The sequence below is a fragment of the Archangium sp. genome (genome assembly GCF_036389735.1).
Classification (GTDB): domain Bacteria; phylum Myxococcota; class Myxococcia; order Myxococcales; family Myxococcaceae; genus Archangium.
This window is the reverse complement of sequence record NZ_DASVWK010000248.1, coordinates 1-15,721: the sequence shown is the minus strand read 5'-3', so window position 1 is coordinate 15,721 and position 15,721 is coordinate 1. Positions and strand designations below refer to the sequence as shown.

General features: G+C 70.4%; 15 protein-coding genes and 1 pseudogene. 8 read left to right on the top strand and 8 right to left on the bottom strand.

Annotated elements, in window-relative coordinates; all coding sequences use genetic code 11:
• Together VF794_RS09050 and VF794_RS09045 are read left to right on the top strand one after the other, a co-directional pair.
• On the top strand, positions 1-292 hold a 292-nt coding region (locus VF794_RS09050; RefSeq protein ID WP_331108788.1), incomplete at its 5' end, for a hypothetical protein.
• Positions 289-1,485, top strand: coding sequence for a glycosyltransferase family 4 protein (locus VF794_RS09045; protein WP_331108786.1), 1,197 nt, complete (start codon positions 289-291; stop codon positions 1,483-1,485). The genes VF794_RS09050 and VF794_RS09045, both read left to right, overlap by 4 nt.
• Here the strand turns inward: VF794_RS09045 and VF794_RS09040 are convergent.
• Entirely contained in the window at positions 1,466-1,780 is a 315-nt protein-coding gene (locus tag VF794_RS09040) for a hypothetical protein (protein ID WP_331108785.1), read from the bottom strand. The two genes, VF794_RS09045 and VF794_RS09040, sit on opposite strands and share 20 nt — an antisense overlap.
• Before the next feature lie 149 nt (positions 1,781-1,929).
• Here VF794_RS09040 and VF794_RS09035 point away from each other — a divergent pair, with 149 nt between their 5' ends.
• Positions 1,930-3,009: a polysaccharide pyruvyl transferase family protein gene (locus tag VF794_RS09035; protein WP_331108784.1), complete on the top strand. Its 1,080-nt coding sequence runs from the start codon at positions 1,930-1,932 to the stop codon at positions 3,007-3,009.
• Positions 3,010-3,021: 12 nt separating this feature from the next.
• Here VF794_RS09035 and VF794_RS09030 read toward each other — a convergent pair whose 3' ends face one another.
• From VF794_RS09030 to VF794_RS09020, 3 genes are read right to left on the bottom strand one after another with little or no spacing between them, the layout of a single operon-like run.
• Entirely contained in the window at positions 3,022-3,990 is a 969-nt protein-coding gene (locus VF794_RS09030; protein ID WP_331108783.1) for an NAD-dependent epimerase/dehydratase family protein, read from the bottom strand.
• The gene (locus tag VF794_RS09025; RefSeq protein ID WP_331108782.1) at positions 3,987-4,730 is read right to left on the bottom strand and encodes a nucleotidyltransferase family protein; all 744 of its coding nucleotides are present in this window, start codon (positions 4,728-4,730) and stop codon (positions 3,987-3,989) included. Before VF794_RS09025 ends, VF794_RS09030 begins: the two co-directional genes overlap by 4 nt.
• A complete protein-coding gene (locus VF794_RS09020; RefSeq protein WP_331108781.1) occupies positions 4,727-5,878 on the bottom strand; it encodes a glycosyltransferase family 4 protein in 1,152 nt (383 codons plus the stop codon). The genes VF794_RS09025 and VF794_RS09020 overlap by 4 nt, the downstream gene beginning before the upstream one ends.
• Positions 5,879-6,046: 168 nt before the next feature.
• Here VF794_RS09020 and VF794_RS09015 point away from each other — a divergent pair, with 168 nt between their 5' ends.
• Both VF794_RS09015 and VF794_RS09010 read left to right on the top strand, forming a co-directional pair.
• Positions 6,047-7,531, top strand: coding sequence for an MraY family glycosyltransferase (locus tag VF794_RS09015; protein ID WP_331108780.1), 1,485 nt, complete (start codon positions 6,047-6,049; stop codon positions 7,529-7,531).
• 5 nt (positions 7,532-7,536) lie between these two features.
• Positions 7,537-8,565: a nucleotidyltransferase family protein gene (locus tag VF794_RS09010; protein ID WP_331108779.1), complete on the top strand. Its 1,029-nt coding sequence runs from the start codon at positions 7,537-7,539 to the stop codon at positions 8,563-8,565.
• 25 nt (positions 8,566-8,590) lie between these two features.
• On the opposite strand, the gene VF794_RS09005 is transcribed toward VF794_RS09010, so the two are convergent.
• Positions 8,591-9,571: a hypothetical protein gene (locus tag VF794_RS09005; protein WP_331108778.1), complete on the bottom strand. Its 981-nt coding sequence runs from the start codon at positions 9,569-9,571 to the stop codon at positions 8,591-8,593.
• A 46-nt stretch (positions 9,572-9,617) separates the two neighbouring features.
• A complete protein-coding gene (locus VF794_RS09000; RefSeq protein ID WP_331108777.1) occupies positions 9,618-10,940 on the bottom strand; it encodes a DUF418 domain-containing protein in 1,323 nt (440 codons plus the stop codon).
• A 106-nt stretch (positions 10,941-11,046) separates the two neighbouring features.
• On the opposite strand from VF794_RS09000, the gene VF794_RS08995 reads away from it, so the two are divergent.
• Both VF794_RS08995 and VF794_RS08990 read left to right on the top strand, forming a co-directional pair.
• A complete protein-coding gene (locus VF794_RS08995) occupies positions 11,047-12,018 on the top strand; it encodes a nucleotidyltransferase family protein (RefSeq protein ID WP_331108776.1) in 972 nt (323 codons plus the stop codon).
• An 88-nt stretch (positions 12,019-12,106) separates the two neighbouring features.
• On the top strand, positions 12,107-13,405 hold the full coding sequence (locus tag VF794_RS08990; RefSeq protein WP_331108775.1) for a UDP-glucose/GDP-mannose dehydrogenase family protein: 1,299 nt from the start codon (positions 12,107-12,109) through the stop codon (positions 13,403-13,405).
• 3 nt (positions 13,406-13,408) lie between these two features.
• On the opposite strand, the gene VF794_RS08985 is transcribed toward VF794_RS08990, so the two are convergent.
• Positions 13,409-14,458 carry a methyltransferase gene (locus VF794_RS08985; RefSeq protein WP_331108774.1) on the bottom strand — a complete coding sequence of 350 codons (1,050 nt, stop codon included), beginning with the start codon at positions 14,456-14,458 and terminating at the stop codon, positions 13,409-13,411.
• 6 nt (positions 14,459-14,464) lie between these two features.
• Complete coding sequence (locus VF794_RS08980) at positions 14,465-14,755, bottom strand: hypothetical protein (protein WP_331108773.1); 291 nt, start codon at positions 14,753-14,755, stop codon at positions 14,465-14,467.
• Between the two features lie 133 nt (positions 14,756-14,888).
• On the opposite strand from VF794_RS08980, the pseudogene VF794_RS08975 reads away from it, so the two are divergent.
• Positions 14,889-15,721 (top strand): annotated as a pseudogene (locus VF794_RS08975) (polymerase); the annotation flags it as partial.

The following is a 15,721-nucleotide window of genomic DNA, read 5'->3' as shown; positions in this document are numbered from 1 at the left end:
CCTGCGCGCGCTGGCACGCCACTCCGAGACCTCGGTCGGGCAGCTCCTCCGGCCGCTGGTGCCCTGGGGCTGGCGCACCCTGGTGGTGCTGGTGCTCGCCGCCGGAGTCGCCCTCCTCTGGTCTCCTCCTCACGTCCTCGGACTCGTCGGGGTGTCCATCGCCACCGTGCTGGTGTACGCCGGGGTGGTGGGCCCCGCCGCCTTCCACGGGCCGCTGGAGTCCTACGTGCGGCCCCGGTGGAACGCGCTCTTCGCGCGCCTGTCCATGTCGAAGCCCACGGGAGCGCCATGAGCCACGGTGCGCGCATCCTCCTCGTCACGCGGCACCGGGCCGTGGTGGGAGGGGTGGAGTCCCACCTGCGCACGCTGCTGCCGCTCCTCCAGGCGCGAGGGATTCAGCCCGGGCTCCTCTTCGAGCACGACGCCGCCTCGGGCCAGGCCCGCATCGACGGCGGGTTGGAGTTCCCCGTGTGGAGCCTCGCCGCGCTCGGGCGTCAGGGCGTACTCGACGCGGTGGCGGCGTGGCGGCCCGACCGCGTCTACCAGCACGGCGTCCAGGACCTCGACCTGGAGGAGGCGCTGCTGGAGCGCTACCCGGCGCTGCTCTTCCTCCATGCCTACTACGGCACGTGCATCAGCGGCATGAAGCGCCAGGCCTCGCCCTCGCCCTCTCCCTGCGAGCGCGTGCTGGGCCCCGGGTGCCTCGTGCACTACCTGCCGCGCCGCTGCGGTGGGCGAAGCCCCATCACCGCCCTGCGGGAGTACCGCTACCAGCGACGCCGCCTCTCCCTCATCCACCGCTACGGCACCGTCCTGGTGGGCAGCCGGGCCATGCGCGAGGAGTACCTCCGGCATGGGCTCGCCGAGGCCCGGGTGGTGTGCGTGCCCCTGTTCGGCGATGTGGTGCCGGATGCCGAGCCGCCCGCGCCGCGGCCCGCGTCCGGGCAGGTGCTGATGGTGGGGCGGCTCACGGACCTGAAGGGTGGGGTGGAGCTGGTGCGCGCCCTGCCCCGGGCCCGCGAGGCGCTGGGCCGTGAACTGGAGCTGGTGGTGGCCGGAGATGGCCCGGAGCGCCCGCGCATGGAGGCGGAGGCGGTGGAGCGGGGCGTGCCGGTACGCTTCGCGGGCTGGGTGGACCGGGCCGAGCGGGAGCGGCTGATGCGAGAGGCGGACGTGCTCGCGGTGCCCAGCGTCTGGCCCGAGCCCTTCGGCATGGTGGGAGTGGAGGCGGGCGCGGTGGGGCTGCCCTCGGTGGCCTTCGAGGTGGGCGGCATTCCCGACTGGTGCGAGCCGGGCGTGTCCGGTGAGCTCGCCCCGGGCAAGCCGCCCACGACGCGGGGACTCGCCGACGCCCTCGTCCGGGCGCTGGCCGACCCGGAGCACCATGCCCGACTGCGTGAGGGGGCCTGGCGCATGGCCCGGCGCTTCAACGCCAGCGCGCACGTGGAGGCACTGGACGCGCTGCTCAAGGCACCTGGGCGGTGACGAGCAGCTGGGTGCACAGCCGCGTGCGCGCGGCGGGGCCCAGCCGACGCACCCACCGGTCCAGCGCGAGGTACAGGGGCGCCAGGGCGGACCTCGCGAGCGGGAAGCGGTAGCGGCCATAGGCCTCATACGAGGGCGGCCAGGCCGGGCGGTGCTGCCACGGGTTGTCCCGTGTCGCGGGGTGGTTGGCGCGTGTGCGCTCCAGCGCCTTGTATCCCTGTGCGCATACCTCCAGGTACACCCGCTCGAACTCCCGGCCGAGCGCACCGAGGAGGGGCTGTCCAGGCGTCTTCACGGCCGTGTGCTCTCCAGGGAAGGGCTCCGCCAGCCATCCTGGTGGCCCGGGCGTCCTCTCGTGGAGGGAGCGGGCGTACGCGGTAATTCACGACGGGTGCGATGCCCGAAGGGTGTATGATTGGAGGGCAAACTTCGCCCGTTCTCCCGATGCTCTCCCTGCTCGAGGCCGTCCGTTCCAACACCCGCGCTGTCCAGGAGCGACTCCAATACCTCCTGGAGGACCGGCCCCGGGTGGCGTACGCGGGAGGACATGGCTGGCGGAACCTCGGCGACGACGCCCTCTTCGAGGCCGCGGAGCAGGTGCTCGAGGGCGTGCGCGTCGCCTCCTTCCGCTACCCCCGGCACGAGGAGCGCCTGGCGTGGTTGGGGCTCTCCGGCCGGCGCTACTTCCAGCAGTTCGTCCTCGGTGGGGGTACGTTCATCAACCCGTACGGACTGGTGACGGTGCGCGCGGCGCTCCAGCAGGGGCTGCCCGCGTGGACGCTTGGCACCGGAGTGGGGAGCGCGGGCTTCAACATGAGCCGGCGGCCGGACCTGACGGAGTGGCGCGCCCTGCTGCGCGACTTCCGGGCAGTGGGTGTCCGGGGGCCCCACTCCAAGGCCCAGCTCGATGAGCTGGGCGTCTCCCACGCGGAGGTGATTGGAGACCTGGCCCTGGTGCTGGCGCGGGCGGAGCCGATGCGACCCGTGGAGCCGCGCCGGTTCGCCGTCAACCTCGTCCTGCCGCCGCCGCAGGAGCGCGAGGGTTACCCCTACGAGCGGCTGGAGGGCCTGGAGCGCGCCATCCAGCACCTCGTGGGCCGGGGCTGGGAGCCCGTCTTCGTGGCCATGCACGAGCACGACCTCGCGTCCCTCCAGCGCCTCAAGGCCGCGGTGGGCCGGGCGGAGGACCCCACGCTCTCTCCGAGCACGTCCGAGGAGTACATGGACCTCGTGGGCCCGTGCACGCTCACCCTCGTCACGCGGCTGCACGCCGCGGTGCTCTCGTGCTGCGCGGGGACGCCGACGCTGTCACTCGGCTACCGGGAGAAGTGCCTCGACTTCATGGCCTCGCTGGGGCTGGAGGCGTGGCACGTGGACCTGGCCAGGCCCGAGGAGGACATCTTCGAGCGGGCGCTGGCGTTGGCCGAGCAGGCGGATGGCCTGCGGGCCACCGTGCTGGCGCGGGCCCAGGAGCGGCGGCGGGGCATCCGCGAGTACGTCCGCGGGCTGCTCTCGTCCTCCTGAGCCCGGGGCGGGCTACTCCAGGTGGGCGCCGCCGCTGGCGAGGTACTGGCGGTACCACTCCACGGTGCGCTTGAGGCCCTCGTCCAGGTTCACCCGCGGCGTCCAGCCGAAGAGGGAGCGCGCGCGCGAGCTGTCCGCGAACATCCGCCAGATTTCGGTGGGCCGGTACTCCAGCGCGCCAATCTCGATGGAGGACTTGGTGTCCGTGAGCGCGGCGATCTTCTTCACCAGGTCGCGGATGGCCACCTCCTCGCCCGAGGCGAGGTTGACGGGGCCTTCAATCTGCCCCGAGTGCTCGGCGGCGGCGAGGAGTCCGTCCACGAGGTTGCCCACGTAGTTGAACTCGCGGGTCTGCTCGCCCTTGGTGGTGCGGATGGGCCGGCCCTTGAGGCAGTTGATGATGAGCTCGGGGATGATGGCCTTGCTGCTCTGGTAGGGGCCGTAGGCGTTGAAGGGCCGCAGCACGACGATGCGCCCGCTGCCCTTCATCCGCTGCTTCATCCGGCAGTACAGCTCGCCCGCGTACTTGGTGATGGCGTAGGGCGAGATGGGCTCGGGGTTCATCGTCTCCTCGAAGGGCACGCCCGCCTGGTGGCCGTACACCTCCGAGGTGGACATGTAGATGAAGGCCTCGGTGCCGGGCACCACGTCCAGCAGGTTGGCCGTGCCCTTGGCGTTGACGTCGAAGCACTCCTCCACCTGCCGGAAGCTCTCACCCACGTGGTTGTAGGCGGCCAGGTGGAACACCACCTGCGGGTCGAACTTCGCCACCTCGTCCAGCGCGCCGCGGTTGCGCAGGTCCGATTCGATCACCTTGATGCGCGTCCACTCCTCGCGCAGGCGCTCGTTCTTCATCACGTTGCCGTAGCGCGTCGTGACGGCCACCTTCGCGCCCTGCTCCAGCAGCCGCTGCACCAGGTGGCTGCCGATGAAGCCGGAACCGCCCGTCACCACCACGCGCTTGTCTTTCATCCCGCTCATGCTCCCGTCCCTTCCAGGAGGGTGAAGAACTCAATCTCCCCCTCGGCCTCGTTGCGTTCCTTCTCGGTGTTCACCGTGAGGTGCTTGTCCTGGTGCTTGTGCGCCCGCACCGCCCCGTGCTCCGCCAGCGAGCCGAGGAACGTCACCAGGTCCGTGCCCCGCCGCATCCCATCCAACGCGGCCTGCTCGCAGAGGATGAAGCCGATGTTGATCCAATACGGCAGCACGGGCTTCTCCAGCAGTCCCGCCACCCGGTTCGAGTCCCCGTCGAGGGAGACGATGCCGTAGGGGCTGCGCAGCGGGTACACCGTCATCGTGGCCAGGGCACCGGACTCCGCGTGGTGACGGGAGAGCGAGCCCAGGTCCACGTTGGCCAGGGTGTCGCCGTAGCAGACGAGCGCTCGTCCGGGCACATGCCCGCGCGCGTCCAGCACGCGGTCCGCCATGCTGGCGGCCTCGCCCGAGTCCACGCACACCACCTCGAGCTCCGGGGGCAGGGCGAGTTCCTCGACGAAGCGGACGATGGCCTCGGCCTTGTAGCCGGTGCAGAGCACGAAGCGGCGCACGCCCTGGAGGGACAGGTAGCGCAGCAGGTGCTGGAGCAGTGGCTTGCCGTTGAGGGGCACCAGCGGCTTGGGGAAGTGCTCGGTGAAGGGACGGAGGCGCTCGCCCTTGCCGCCGCACAGCAGCACGGCGGTGACGTCCGACAGGGGCGCGCCGGTGGCGGCGGGGGTGCTCATGCGAGGGCCTGCTGGATGCGGGTGACGAGCGGACGGCGGAAGTTCTCGGGGGAGAGGTGGCGCCGCACGGCCTCGCGGGCCTTCTCTCCCATGCGTGGCAGCAGCTCCGGGTGGCGGTGGAGGTGCTCCAGGCGCTCGCGCAGGGCACGCGCATCCCCCGTGGGGACGATGTAGCCGTTGACGCCCTCCTCCACGAGGTCCGCCGCGCCGGTGTTGTCGGTGACGATGACGGGTACGCCGCTGGCCATGGCCTCCACCACCGAATAGGAGAAGCCATCGGCCAGCGAGGGGTGCACCAGCACGCTCATCTTCCCGTACACCTCGGCGTAGCCCACCCGGCGCACCTCCTCCGGCTTCACCACGAGGGAGGAGTCGCGCGCCTGGAACTCGCGAATCAGGTTCGTCGCCGCGCGCGAGCCCGGCCCGCCCCACAGCACCAGCTCCGCGTCCTTCGGCTTCAACGACTCCCAGGCCTCCAGCAGGTAGTGGAAGCCCTTCCACGGCTCGATGAGGCCCACGAAGCCCACCCGGAAGACGTCATGGGCGAAGGAGGCCTGGGGGAACTCGCTCACGTCCATGGGCGGCGAGGCCACCACCAGCTTCTCCTCGGGGAAACCGCGCGAGAGGAAGGTGCGCCGGGAGCGCTCGGACATCACCCGCACCACGTCCGCCGTGCGGTACTCCTGGAGGATGCGCTGGTACATGCGCGGGCCGATGTTGCCCTTGAGGCCGAACCTCCGGGACTCGCGATCCACATGGGAGCGGAAGTCGTCCACATGGGTGTTCACCACGTCCAGCACCGTGCGCATGCCCCGGTGCCGGGCGGCCAGGAGGCTCTCGGCGCACTGGCCCACCACGCCCTGGAAGACGTCCGCGGCGGGCAGGTGCGAGGCCACATAACGGTCGAAGTGGAGGTCGCTCGCCAGCACCAGCCAGTCGCGCCGGCGCCGCAGCAGCGGCACGCGCCCCAGGGCCGTGGACAGGCGCGAGGGGGGCACCCGGTGGGTGCGTGGCTCGCCCGCGTCGCGGCAGAAGACGCTCAGCTCGAAGTCCTCGCGGAGCGCTTCGAGCATGTGGTGGAGGTTGAGGCCCTGGCCGCCCTGACGGGCCACGGCGTTGGCGGCGAGGACCAGAGCCTTCTTGTTCACGCCGCCCCTCTTACCCAACCCCCCTCCGTCTTGGGTAGGGAAGCGTGAGGCTTCTGTCTCCGGTCGGCTCCTCTGCTGACAAGCAGCCACAGCGGAATATTGGGGGGATATTGACGCTCCCCCCTGCCCCGGCCACCATGGGGCGTTCCGAGGAGTCCACAAGCCGACATGATTACGTATCTGGTTGCATTCCTCGTCGCGCTGATGGTGGGGCTGGTGCAGACGCTGGTGGTGCGCAACCGCGCCCTGGCTTGGGGCTGGGTGGACCAGGCCAACTCCAGCCGGAAGGTGCACATCCGGCCCATCCCGCGCCTGGGCGGCATCGGCATCGTGGCCGGCTTCTTCGCCCCGCTCTGTGTCCTCTTCCTGGTGGACTCAGGGGAGGGCAACCACTTCCGCGCACAGACAGGGCTGGTGTGGGGCCTGTTCGGCGGCGGGCTGGTGGTGGCGGCGCTGGGCCTCTATGACGACCTGCGCGGCGCGGGCGCGAAGCTGAAGTTCAGCGTGCAGCTGCTGGTGGCGCTCGGGCTGTACGCGCTCGGCTTCCGCATCGAGCTGATCGCCAACCCCTTCGGGCCGGCGCTGCCGCTGGGACTGCTCAGCCTGCCCTTCACCGTGCTGTGGGTGGTGGGCGTCATCAACGCGCTCAACCTCATTGATGGACTGGATGGGCTGGCGGGCGGGGTGGCCTTCTTCGGGGTGGGCACCAACTTCATCCTCGCGCTCAGCCGGGGCGACGTGCTGCTGTGCCTGCTGATGGCGGCGCTGGCGGGCGCCATCCTCGGCTTCCTCGTCTTCAACTTCAACCCGGCCTCCATCTTCATGGGGGACACGGGCAGCATGTTCCTGGGCTTCGTGCTGGCGGCCGTCTCCATCAAGACGAGCGCCAAGAGCGGCACCGCCGTGGCCATGCTGGTGCCGGTGATGGCGCTGGGCCTGCCCATCATGGACACGCTGCTGGCCATGGTGCGCAGGACGGTGCTGGGCCGGCCCATGTTCAGCGCGGACAAGGAGCACATCCACCACCGGATGATGAGCCGGCTGGTGCTCAGCCACCGCGGGGCGGTGCTGATGCTCTATGGCCTGTGTGCTCTCTTCACCCTGACGGCGCTGGGCCTGCACTGGGCCAACACCGCGCAGAGCGCCATGCTGCTGACGGGCATGGCGGTGGTGGTGGCGGTGCTGATGCGTAAGCTGGGCTACCTGGACCTGAAGCGCGCCGGGGGCGTGAGCGAGGCGCGGCGCAAGAACATCCGGCTGCGCTCGCTGGTGAAGGACATGACCGAGGCGGTGCGCGCGGCCACCGAGGCGAAAGACATCTGGCGCGCGGTGCGCCCGCTGGCCGAAGCGCTGGACGCCGCCCGCCTGGAGCTGCGCTTCGAGCTGTGGCGCGAGGGCCATCGGGAGGGGCTCACCTTCGAGACGCAGCGGCCCGCGGGCTCGGCGCTGCCGCTGGAGATGCGCCTGGAGGTGAAGGACGGGGAGCAGTCGTTCGGCTGGTTGCGCCTTGCCTGGAGCGATGGGCGCTCCGAGATCAACCGGGACGAGGAGCTCGCGCTGGAGCTGGTGGCGGACGCGGTGGGGGACCGGGCCGCGAAGCTGGCGGCCCAGGCCGAGGCGGACCCGAGGCGCGTCGTCGCGATGCGCAGGTGAGCGGGATGGGGGCGCGCGTGCTCCTGGACGTGCTGCGCGCCTGGCCCGAGGCCCCTGGAGGCCTGGGGCCCATGGACGCGGACGCGCTCGTCCACGCGGCGGCCCGGCACGGGCTCGCGGGCTTCACGCAGCAGGCGCTGGGGCGCGCGGGCTGGACGCCGGAGGAGGTGGTGCGCACGCGCCTGCGCCGCGAGGCCCTGGCCCAGGCCGCCCAGGGCATGCGGGTGAAGGCGCTGCTGCTGCGGAGCCTGGACACGCTGGCCGCGGTGGGCGTGGTGCCGGTGCTCCTCAAGGGTTACGGGCTGGCCCTGCGCCTCTACCCGGAGCCCCTCCAGCGGGCCACCACGGACGTGGACCTGCTGGTGGCGGACGCGGAGGTGGCCCCGGCGTCACGCGCCCTGGAGGGACTCGGGTTGAAGCCGCTCGGCGAGCACGCGGCGGCGCATGCGCGGGAGCACGAGCACCACCTGACCTTCTCGGGGCCGGCGGGGCTGGTGGAACTGCACTTCCGCGCCCTCGCCGGCTATGGCCAGACGCTGGAGGCGGACGCGCTGCTGGCGCGCGCGGAGGAGGCCGGGGTGGAGGGCCGGCGCGTGCGCTACCTGCGCGCGGAGGACGAGCTGGTGTACCTCGCGCTGCACGCGAGCAACCACCTGCTCCAGCGGCTGGCGTGGCTGTTCGACCTGAAGCTGCTGGTGCTGGCGCGCCCCGGGCTGGACTGGGCGCGGGTGGTGGAGGTGGCGCGGGGGACGGCCTTTCCACACCTGGCGTGGTACGCGCTGGAGGCGGCGCGGCGGCTGGTGGGCGCGCCGGTGCCGGACGAGGTGCTGGCCGCGCTGGCGCCTCCCGCGTGGCAGCGGTTGCTGGCGGCGCGCTTCTTCACCGCCGAGCGGTTGCTGGAGACGGAGTTGATGCACCACAAGCCGGCGTGGGTGGCGGCGAAGCTGCTGCTGGCGCCCCGGCTGCTGCCCATGGCGCGCTACACCGCGCGCCGGCTGCGGGAGGACGGGCTCGCGGTGCTGCGCTCGCGGTGAGCACGGTTGCTTGCTGTCACGCGCCTCAGTAGTCGCGTGAGCCGGCGCCGGTCGCCAGGTTGGGGTAGGCCACCCAGCCGCGGCGCGTCTTGATGACGGTGACGCCCGTGCGCGAGACGTGCTTCTCGTACATGTAGCCGTAGAGGAACTTGAGCTTCACCGAGCTCGCCACCGGGCTGCCCGAGGAGCAGTCCCACAGGTCGCGGTCCACGCTCGTGACGCTGGGGTAGTACCGGTAGAAGGTGATGTTGGTGCTGTTCGGATACACCCCGGCGGTGGGCGAGCCGTAGTCGGTGCCCGGCAGGTTGTAGAGGATGTTCATGTTGCCGTTGCGCGCCAGGTAGTCCGTCGCGTTCTGGCCGGACACGCAGGTGGGGTTCACCTTGAGCGAGTTGCCGTTGCGGTCCAGGTAGGGCGCGTTGTTGGACGGGACGACGTGCCAGAGGCTGATGCTGCCACCCGGATCCGGCGGCTGGGTGTCGTAGTTGCCGGTGGTGGACTCGGCCATGGCCAGGGTGTCCAGCCAGCCCGACCGGGCTCCGTTCGTCGTGGGCACGGACCACGCCATCAGCCGGCCGAGGGTGGCATTGCCGTCCACCGCGCGGATGCCCGTGTTGACGCGGACCTGCGAGGCCGTGATGACGCCCAGCGCGTTGCCGCTGGAGTCATACAGCGTCCAACTTCCCGGGTTGAGGTTGAAGTACTCGCCGCACGTGTTGCGGTTGGTGAGCCGCACGCTGTCGCAGATGTACTTCGGATAGACGTAGCAGTTGTAGGCGTTGTCCGTGCAGCCGCCGTTGGCCAGCGAGGGCTGCGGGTCCCACGTGCTACAGCCAGAGCACGCCGCCTGCTCCACGTCGCCCGTCTCGTCGTCGCCCTGCGTCCGGGGCGCGGCGGGAGCGTCGATGAGAGGAGCGCCGAACTCATCGGCGACGGGAGCCGTCTCCTGGGGGCCGCATGCGGCCAGGAACACACCGACGACAGCGGGAAGGAACTTGCGGTTCATCCGGCTTTTTTAGGTTTTCCCATGATTTCGGTCAAGGCGCTTTGTGTCACGCGGCGGCCAGGGGCACCGTGGTGGGAGCCGGGGGCTGGCGCATCGCCTGGGCCTTGCCGTACGTCAGCGAGCGCCACACCCACTCGGCGGGGCCGAAGCGGAAGCGCGCCAGCCACCAGTGGCTGAAGGCCACCTGCACGCAGAAGAGACCGAGGGTGAGCGCGATGAGCGCCGCGGGGCCCAGCTTGCCGACGAGGCCCAGCCCGAAGCCGTAGTACAGGCAGAGGCTGAGCGCGGTCTGGCTCAAGTAGTTCGTCAGCGCCATGCGGCCCACGGGCGCGAGCACCAGCAGTAGCCGCCGCCACGCGGGACGCTGGAAGAGCAGCACGAGGCCCGACACGTAGAAGGCGGCGAGCCCCAGCTCGTTGAGCTGACGCACCGGCATCATCAGCATCAGCCATGGCGCCTGCGGGTCGAGCATCTTCTGACGCATCAGGTACTGCACCACGAGCCCGGCGCCGCTGCCGATCACTCCGGCGAGCAGGCCCCAGCCGAGCACCTTGCGGAAGAAGGACAGGTGCTGGGGCGCGTCGTGCAAGAGGCGCCGCCGCCCGGCCATGTACCCGAGCAGGAAGCGGCCCAGCAGGGCGAACAGCACGGGCAGCAGGGGCTTGAGGAACTCGTTGAAGTAGTAGCGGGCGTTGGCGCGCACCACGTCGAGGTACGTGCCGCTCGTGAAGGCCTCCAGCGTCTGGGCTCTCACCTGGGCGGACTTCTCCATGGCCGCCTTGGTCGCCTCGGCCAGGCCTTCCCCGGTGCCGCTCATCAGCATGGGAACCGCCTTCATGAGGCCATTGACCGCGAGGGGCACCACGAGGATGAGCAGCACCGCCCAGGTGAGCAGCGTCTTGTCGGTGCGCTTGCGGAACAGGAGCAGCGCGAAGCCCAGCAGCGCGTAGGTGGTGAGGATGTCGCCGTACCAGAGTCCCAGCAGGTGCATGGCGCCGATGAGGAACATCACGCACAGCCGCCGCATGTAGAGCGGGGTGAGGGTGGCGCCGCGCGCCTCGGCCCGCAGCATCTGCACGGAGAAGCCCAGGCCAAAGAGGAACGAGAAAATGGTGATGAACTTGCCGAACACCAGCATGCCGGCGCCGTAGCTGGCGATGGTGTCGATCCGGGACGCCGAGGCCATGGCGGCCTCCATCTGCGCGCGCGGCATGAAGGCGCGGCCACTGAACCACATATAGACGTTCGACACGAAGACGCCGCCCAGCGCGAAGCCCCGCAGCACGTCGAGCAGGTCGAGCCGCTCGGTGGCATCGATGGGGCGGGCCTCGGACGTCTCGGCGGGGAGGGGAGGGGGCGGTGGGCTCATGATTGGAAAAGGCGGCCGAACCTGGGCCGGACCGCCCCTATTCCCAGCGAGCGTACAGGCTTCCTGATTGCGTAACGTGCGCAGGTGTCGTTAAAGCTCCGACGACATGGCGACCAGTCTGCTCGACACCTTCCGCGTCCTTGCCTCGTTCAACCCGCAGCGCCGCTCGCTGCGGGACGCCCCCTGGGAAGAGTACGTGGACTGGGTCATCGCGCAGGGGCTGGCGCCGTTGGCCTCCTACAACCTCGAGTTCCGGCTGGCCGGTGGGGATGCTCCGGAGTGGGCGCGAGACCAGTTGCTGAGCATCTACCAGGGCTCACTCAACGACAACGTGATGAAGCTCGTCAACTTCAAGCGCACCGTGGACGAGCTGGAGGGGCGCAAGCTGCTGCTGCTGGGTGGCACGGCCTTCGCCGACGCTCTCTACCCGCACGTGGCCTTCCGCCCGGTGCTGGAGATCCAGATACTGCTGCGGCGCATGGACGTGGACGGCTTCGCCGGGTTTCTCGCCCAGCACGACTTCCGTCCGGAGCCGGACGACCCCGCCAGCGGCGCCGTGAAGGTGGTGTCCGACGGCCGCACCCCCATCTACCTCTATGCGGATGTGCTCGGCCCCCAGCGTCGCACCGAAATCCAGGGTGTCTTCGAGCGCGCGAAGCCCATGAAGATGTACGGCCCCTCGATGTTCCGCCCGGACCTGGAGGACGCGGTGCTGCTCGTCTGCCTGGAGCACGCGCGCCACGGCTACCAGGTGCCCTGGTTGTCCTTCGTGGACCTGCGTGAGCTGGTGACGGGGGCCACGTCGATGGGCTTCCTCTACTCGCGCCCCCTGGACGTGCCGGTCCTGCTGGAGCGGGCGAAGGCGTGGCGGCTGGAGCGGGCCCTCTACACCTCGCTCTCCCTCGTCGGTCGGCTCTTCCCCGAGACGGCCAAGGCGCTCGAGCCGGCCTTCCCGCCGCTGCGCCGGGCCACGCGTGAGCTGCTCGATCGGCTGGTCGTCCAGCCGGCGAGTGAACCTGGAAAGATGTCTCATCTCCGGGGCACGGAACGGCTGCGCCGGCTGCTCACCGGGCAGTAAGGGGGGCGTCTGGACGTGACTCGCCCCTTCCCCCGGGGGCGCCTCCCAGCGTATGAGCCATGCCGGCCCTCATCCGGCCAGGACGCTCATGCACATCGCCATCATTGGAACGGGCTACGTAGGTCTCGTCGCGGGCACCTGCTTCGCGGACTCGGGCAACGACGTCATCTGCGTGGACATCGACACGCGGAAGATCTCCCAACTTCAGCAGGGCGAGGTGCCCATCTACGAGCCCGGGTTGGAGGAACTCATCCGCAAGAACACGCGGGAGCGGCGCCTGTCCTTCACCACGGACCTGGCGTCGGCGGTGAGCCGCTCCCAGGTGGTGTTCATCGCCGTGGGCACGCCCGAGGGCGAGAGCGGTGAGGCGGACCTCCAGTACGTGCTGGCCGCGGCGGAGCAGATCGGCCGCGCCATGCGCCACTACACGGTCATCGTGGACAAGAGCACCGTGCCGGTGGGCACGGCGGACAGGGTGCGCGAGGCCGTCTCCAAGGTGACGAAGGTGGAGTTCGACGTCGTCTCCAATCCCGAGTTCCTCAAGGAAGGCGCCGCGCTGGACGACTTCTTCAAGCCGGACCGGGTCGTCATCGGCACGGAGTCGGAGCGGGCGCGCAAGCTCATGGGACAGCTCTACGCGCCCTTCGTGCGCACGGAGAACCCCATCCTCTACATGGACACGCGCTCGGCCGAGCTGACGAAGTACGCGGCCAACGCGATGCTCGCCACGCGCATCTCCTTCATGAACGACATGGCCGCGCTCTGCGAGAAGGTGGGCGCGGACGTGGACTTCGTGCGCAAGGGCATGGGCGCGGACAAGCGCATCGGCTACCCCTTCCTCTTCCCGGGCGTGGGCTACGGCGGCTCGTGCTTCCCCAAGGACGTGAAGGCGCTGGTGGCCAAGGGCCGCGAGCAGGGGCTGGAGCTGGACCTGCTGCGCGCGGTGGAGCGCACCAACGAGCGCCAGAAGAAGCTGCTGGTGCAGAAGGCGCTCAAGCATTTCGGCTCGCTGTCCGGGCGCAACTGCGCGGTGTGGGGCCTGGCCTTCAAGCCGAAGACGGACGACATGCGCGAGGCGCCGTCCATCGAGGTCATCGAGGGCCTGCTGGCCAAGGGCGCGAAGGTGGTGGCGCATGACCCGGTGGCCGAGCACACGGCCCGCCGCGTCTTCGGCGACCGCATCCGCTACGCCCAGCTGCCCTACGAGGCCGTGGAGGGCGCCGACGCGCTCTTCGTCGTCACCGAGTGGAACGAGTTCCGCCACCCGGACTTCGAGCGCATGAAGGCGCTGATGAAGTCTCCCGTCATCTTCGACGGCCGCAACATCTACGACCCGGAGCGGATGCAGGAGCTGGGCTTCACGTACATGGGCCTGGGCCGGCGGTAGCGGTCAGGCCTTGCGCCCGATCGCCTGCACCAGCCCGGGGGAGGTGCGGAACTTCACGGACCTGCGCAAGGTGAAGCCCCCCTGGCGCAGCCAGTCCCGCATCTCCTCCAGGGTCCAGGTGCCGGACTCGCTGGTGAGGGCGAAGTAGAGGTCCATCAGCGCGCCGAGCTGATTCTTCGGTGAGGGCTGCTTCCCGCGCTCGACATCCTGGAGGATGAAGACCCCGCCGGGGGTGAGCGCACGGAAGACCTTGTGGGCGACCTCGAGGTTCTGCTCGCGCGAGAAGTGGTGCGCCACCATGGACATGAACACGAAGTCGTAGGTGCCCTCCCCGAGGTCATCGGTGAGGACGTTGCCCGCGTCGAGCGTGAGGCGCTCTCCGAGCTGGTGCGCCTCCATGAAGGGGCGCGCATGGTGGACCGCCGCCTCCAGGTCGAGAATCCTCGAGCGCAGCCCGGGGTACTTGTGCAGGAAGGCCGCGGAGTAGGTTCCGCCCGCGCCACCGATGTCGAGCATCCGGCGAGCGCCCTTCGGCACGGGCGTCCGGGCCACCACCTCTCCCAGGCTGAGCCGGCCGATGTCGGCCATGCCGGCCTGATACGCGCGCCACTGCTCCGCGCTGTTCGCTCCGTGCAGCGAGATGGACTTGCCGTCGCGGACGAAGGACTCGAGCTGATCGAGGTACCGCCACTCCAGCAACTGGAAGCGCAGCTTGTTGGCGAGCGTGTGCGGGCTGTCGCGCAGGAGCCACTTGCGAGCCACCGGTCGCAGGGCGTACCGGCGCGTCGAGGCCTCGTGCGACAGGTAGTCACACCCCACCAGGCAGTTGAGGAGCGCCTCGGTGGCGCGCGGGTGCGTGCCACACTCCCGGGCGAGCTCCTCGGCCGTGCTGGCCCGGGCCTTGAGGGCCTCGAAGAACCCCAGCTCGACGCCCGCCATCACCGCCCGCGCGCGCGTGAAGGCGAGCTGGGTGTCGATGAGGGGCAGGGGGACGAGCCCCGCCGCGAGCACGACCCGATCAATGGGATTCTCTGGAATGACCCCCAGCCGCATGCCGCGTCAGCGCGCCAGACCGCAGGCCTGCTTGCCCTCGTCCGTCTCGATGCGCTCGCAGACCGTCTTCTCCTGGGTGTCGACGCAGGTCGTCAACCGCTGCTCGCACACCTCGAGTTCCTCGTCGGTCGGCTCGATGTTGTTCTCCTCGTTGGCCACGCTGCGGATGCAGGTGTCGCGCTGGAACGACTCGACACAGTCGCAGAGACGCTCGGAGAGCTCGCGGCACGGACTCTTGCAACCAGCGAGGGCGAGCAGGGCGGAGGAGAGCAGGGTGAGGGCGACGGAGCGGCGCATAGGAGGTCGCGAAGATGCCAGATGGCGCCTCGGATGCAAGGAATGGCGGACGGAAGGTCGGGTGCTTGTCTCATCGCCTGCTCCGTCTGGTTCCGGGTGTCCTCGTGGAGTCGTGACATACTCGGGGGGGTCCATGGCTTCCGAGTCCCATAGCCGCTCGCGCACCTCCCGGTACTCCCTCGGGGCCGAGGCGGTGCTGTCGGTGCTGGTGGTGCTGCTGCCGCTGGCGCTCGGGAGCGCGCCGACGTGGGTGCTCTGGCCCCTCGTCGTGCTCTCGGGGCTCGCCTTCGTGCTGGCCTGCGTGGGCGCGCGGAGGCAGCGACAGGCGTTGCACGTGCCCCTGTTCGCGCTTCTCCTCGGGGCGGGGGCCCTGCTCTGTCTCCTTCAGCTCCTCCCGCTGCCTCCGGGACTGCTCGCCGTCCTCTCTCCCGAGGCCGCCGCGCTGCGGGACTTCACCCTCGTCCCCCTGGGGTTGGACGGGCCGCGGCCTCTGTCGCTGGAGCCGCCGGCCACCTGGCGCGAGCTGGGCAAGCACCTCGCCTACCTGCTCACCTTCGTCGCCGCGGTGCAGGTGTGTCGCTCGGGGAGCGCGCGGTATCGGCTGCTCGCCACGCTCGCCGTCACGGGCGCGGGAGTGGCCACGCTGGGCCTGCTGCACGCGCTGCTCGGCCTCACCCAGCTCCTCGGTGTCTTCTCCTTTACCCTCGCGAGCCCGCCGCTCCTCACGCCCTTCGGCAACCCCAACCACCTCGCGGCCTTCCTCTCCCTGGCGGCCACGGTGTCGTTGGGGCTCGCCCTCTCCCGGGGGCCGAGGTCGCGCACGGCCCTCTTCGTGGGCACCGCCGTGCTGAGCGGGGCGGGCGTGCTGCTGTCGCTCTCGCGCGGGGGCATCGCCTTCTACGTCTTCGGGCAGCTCGCCTTCGCCCTGCTGCTGCTGCGCGCGCGCCGCGAGGGGAAGGCGCGTAC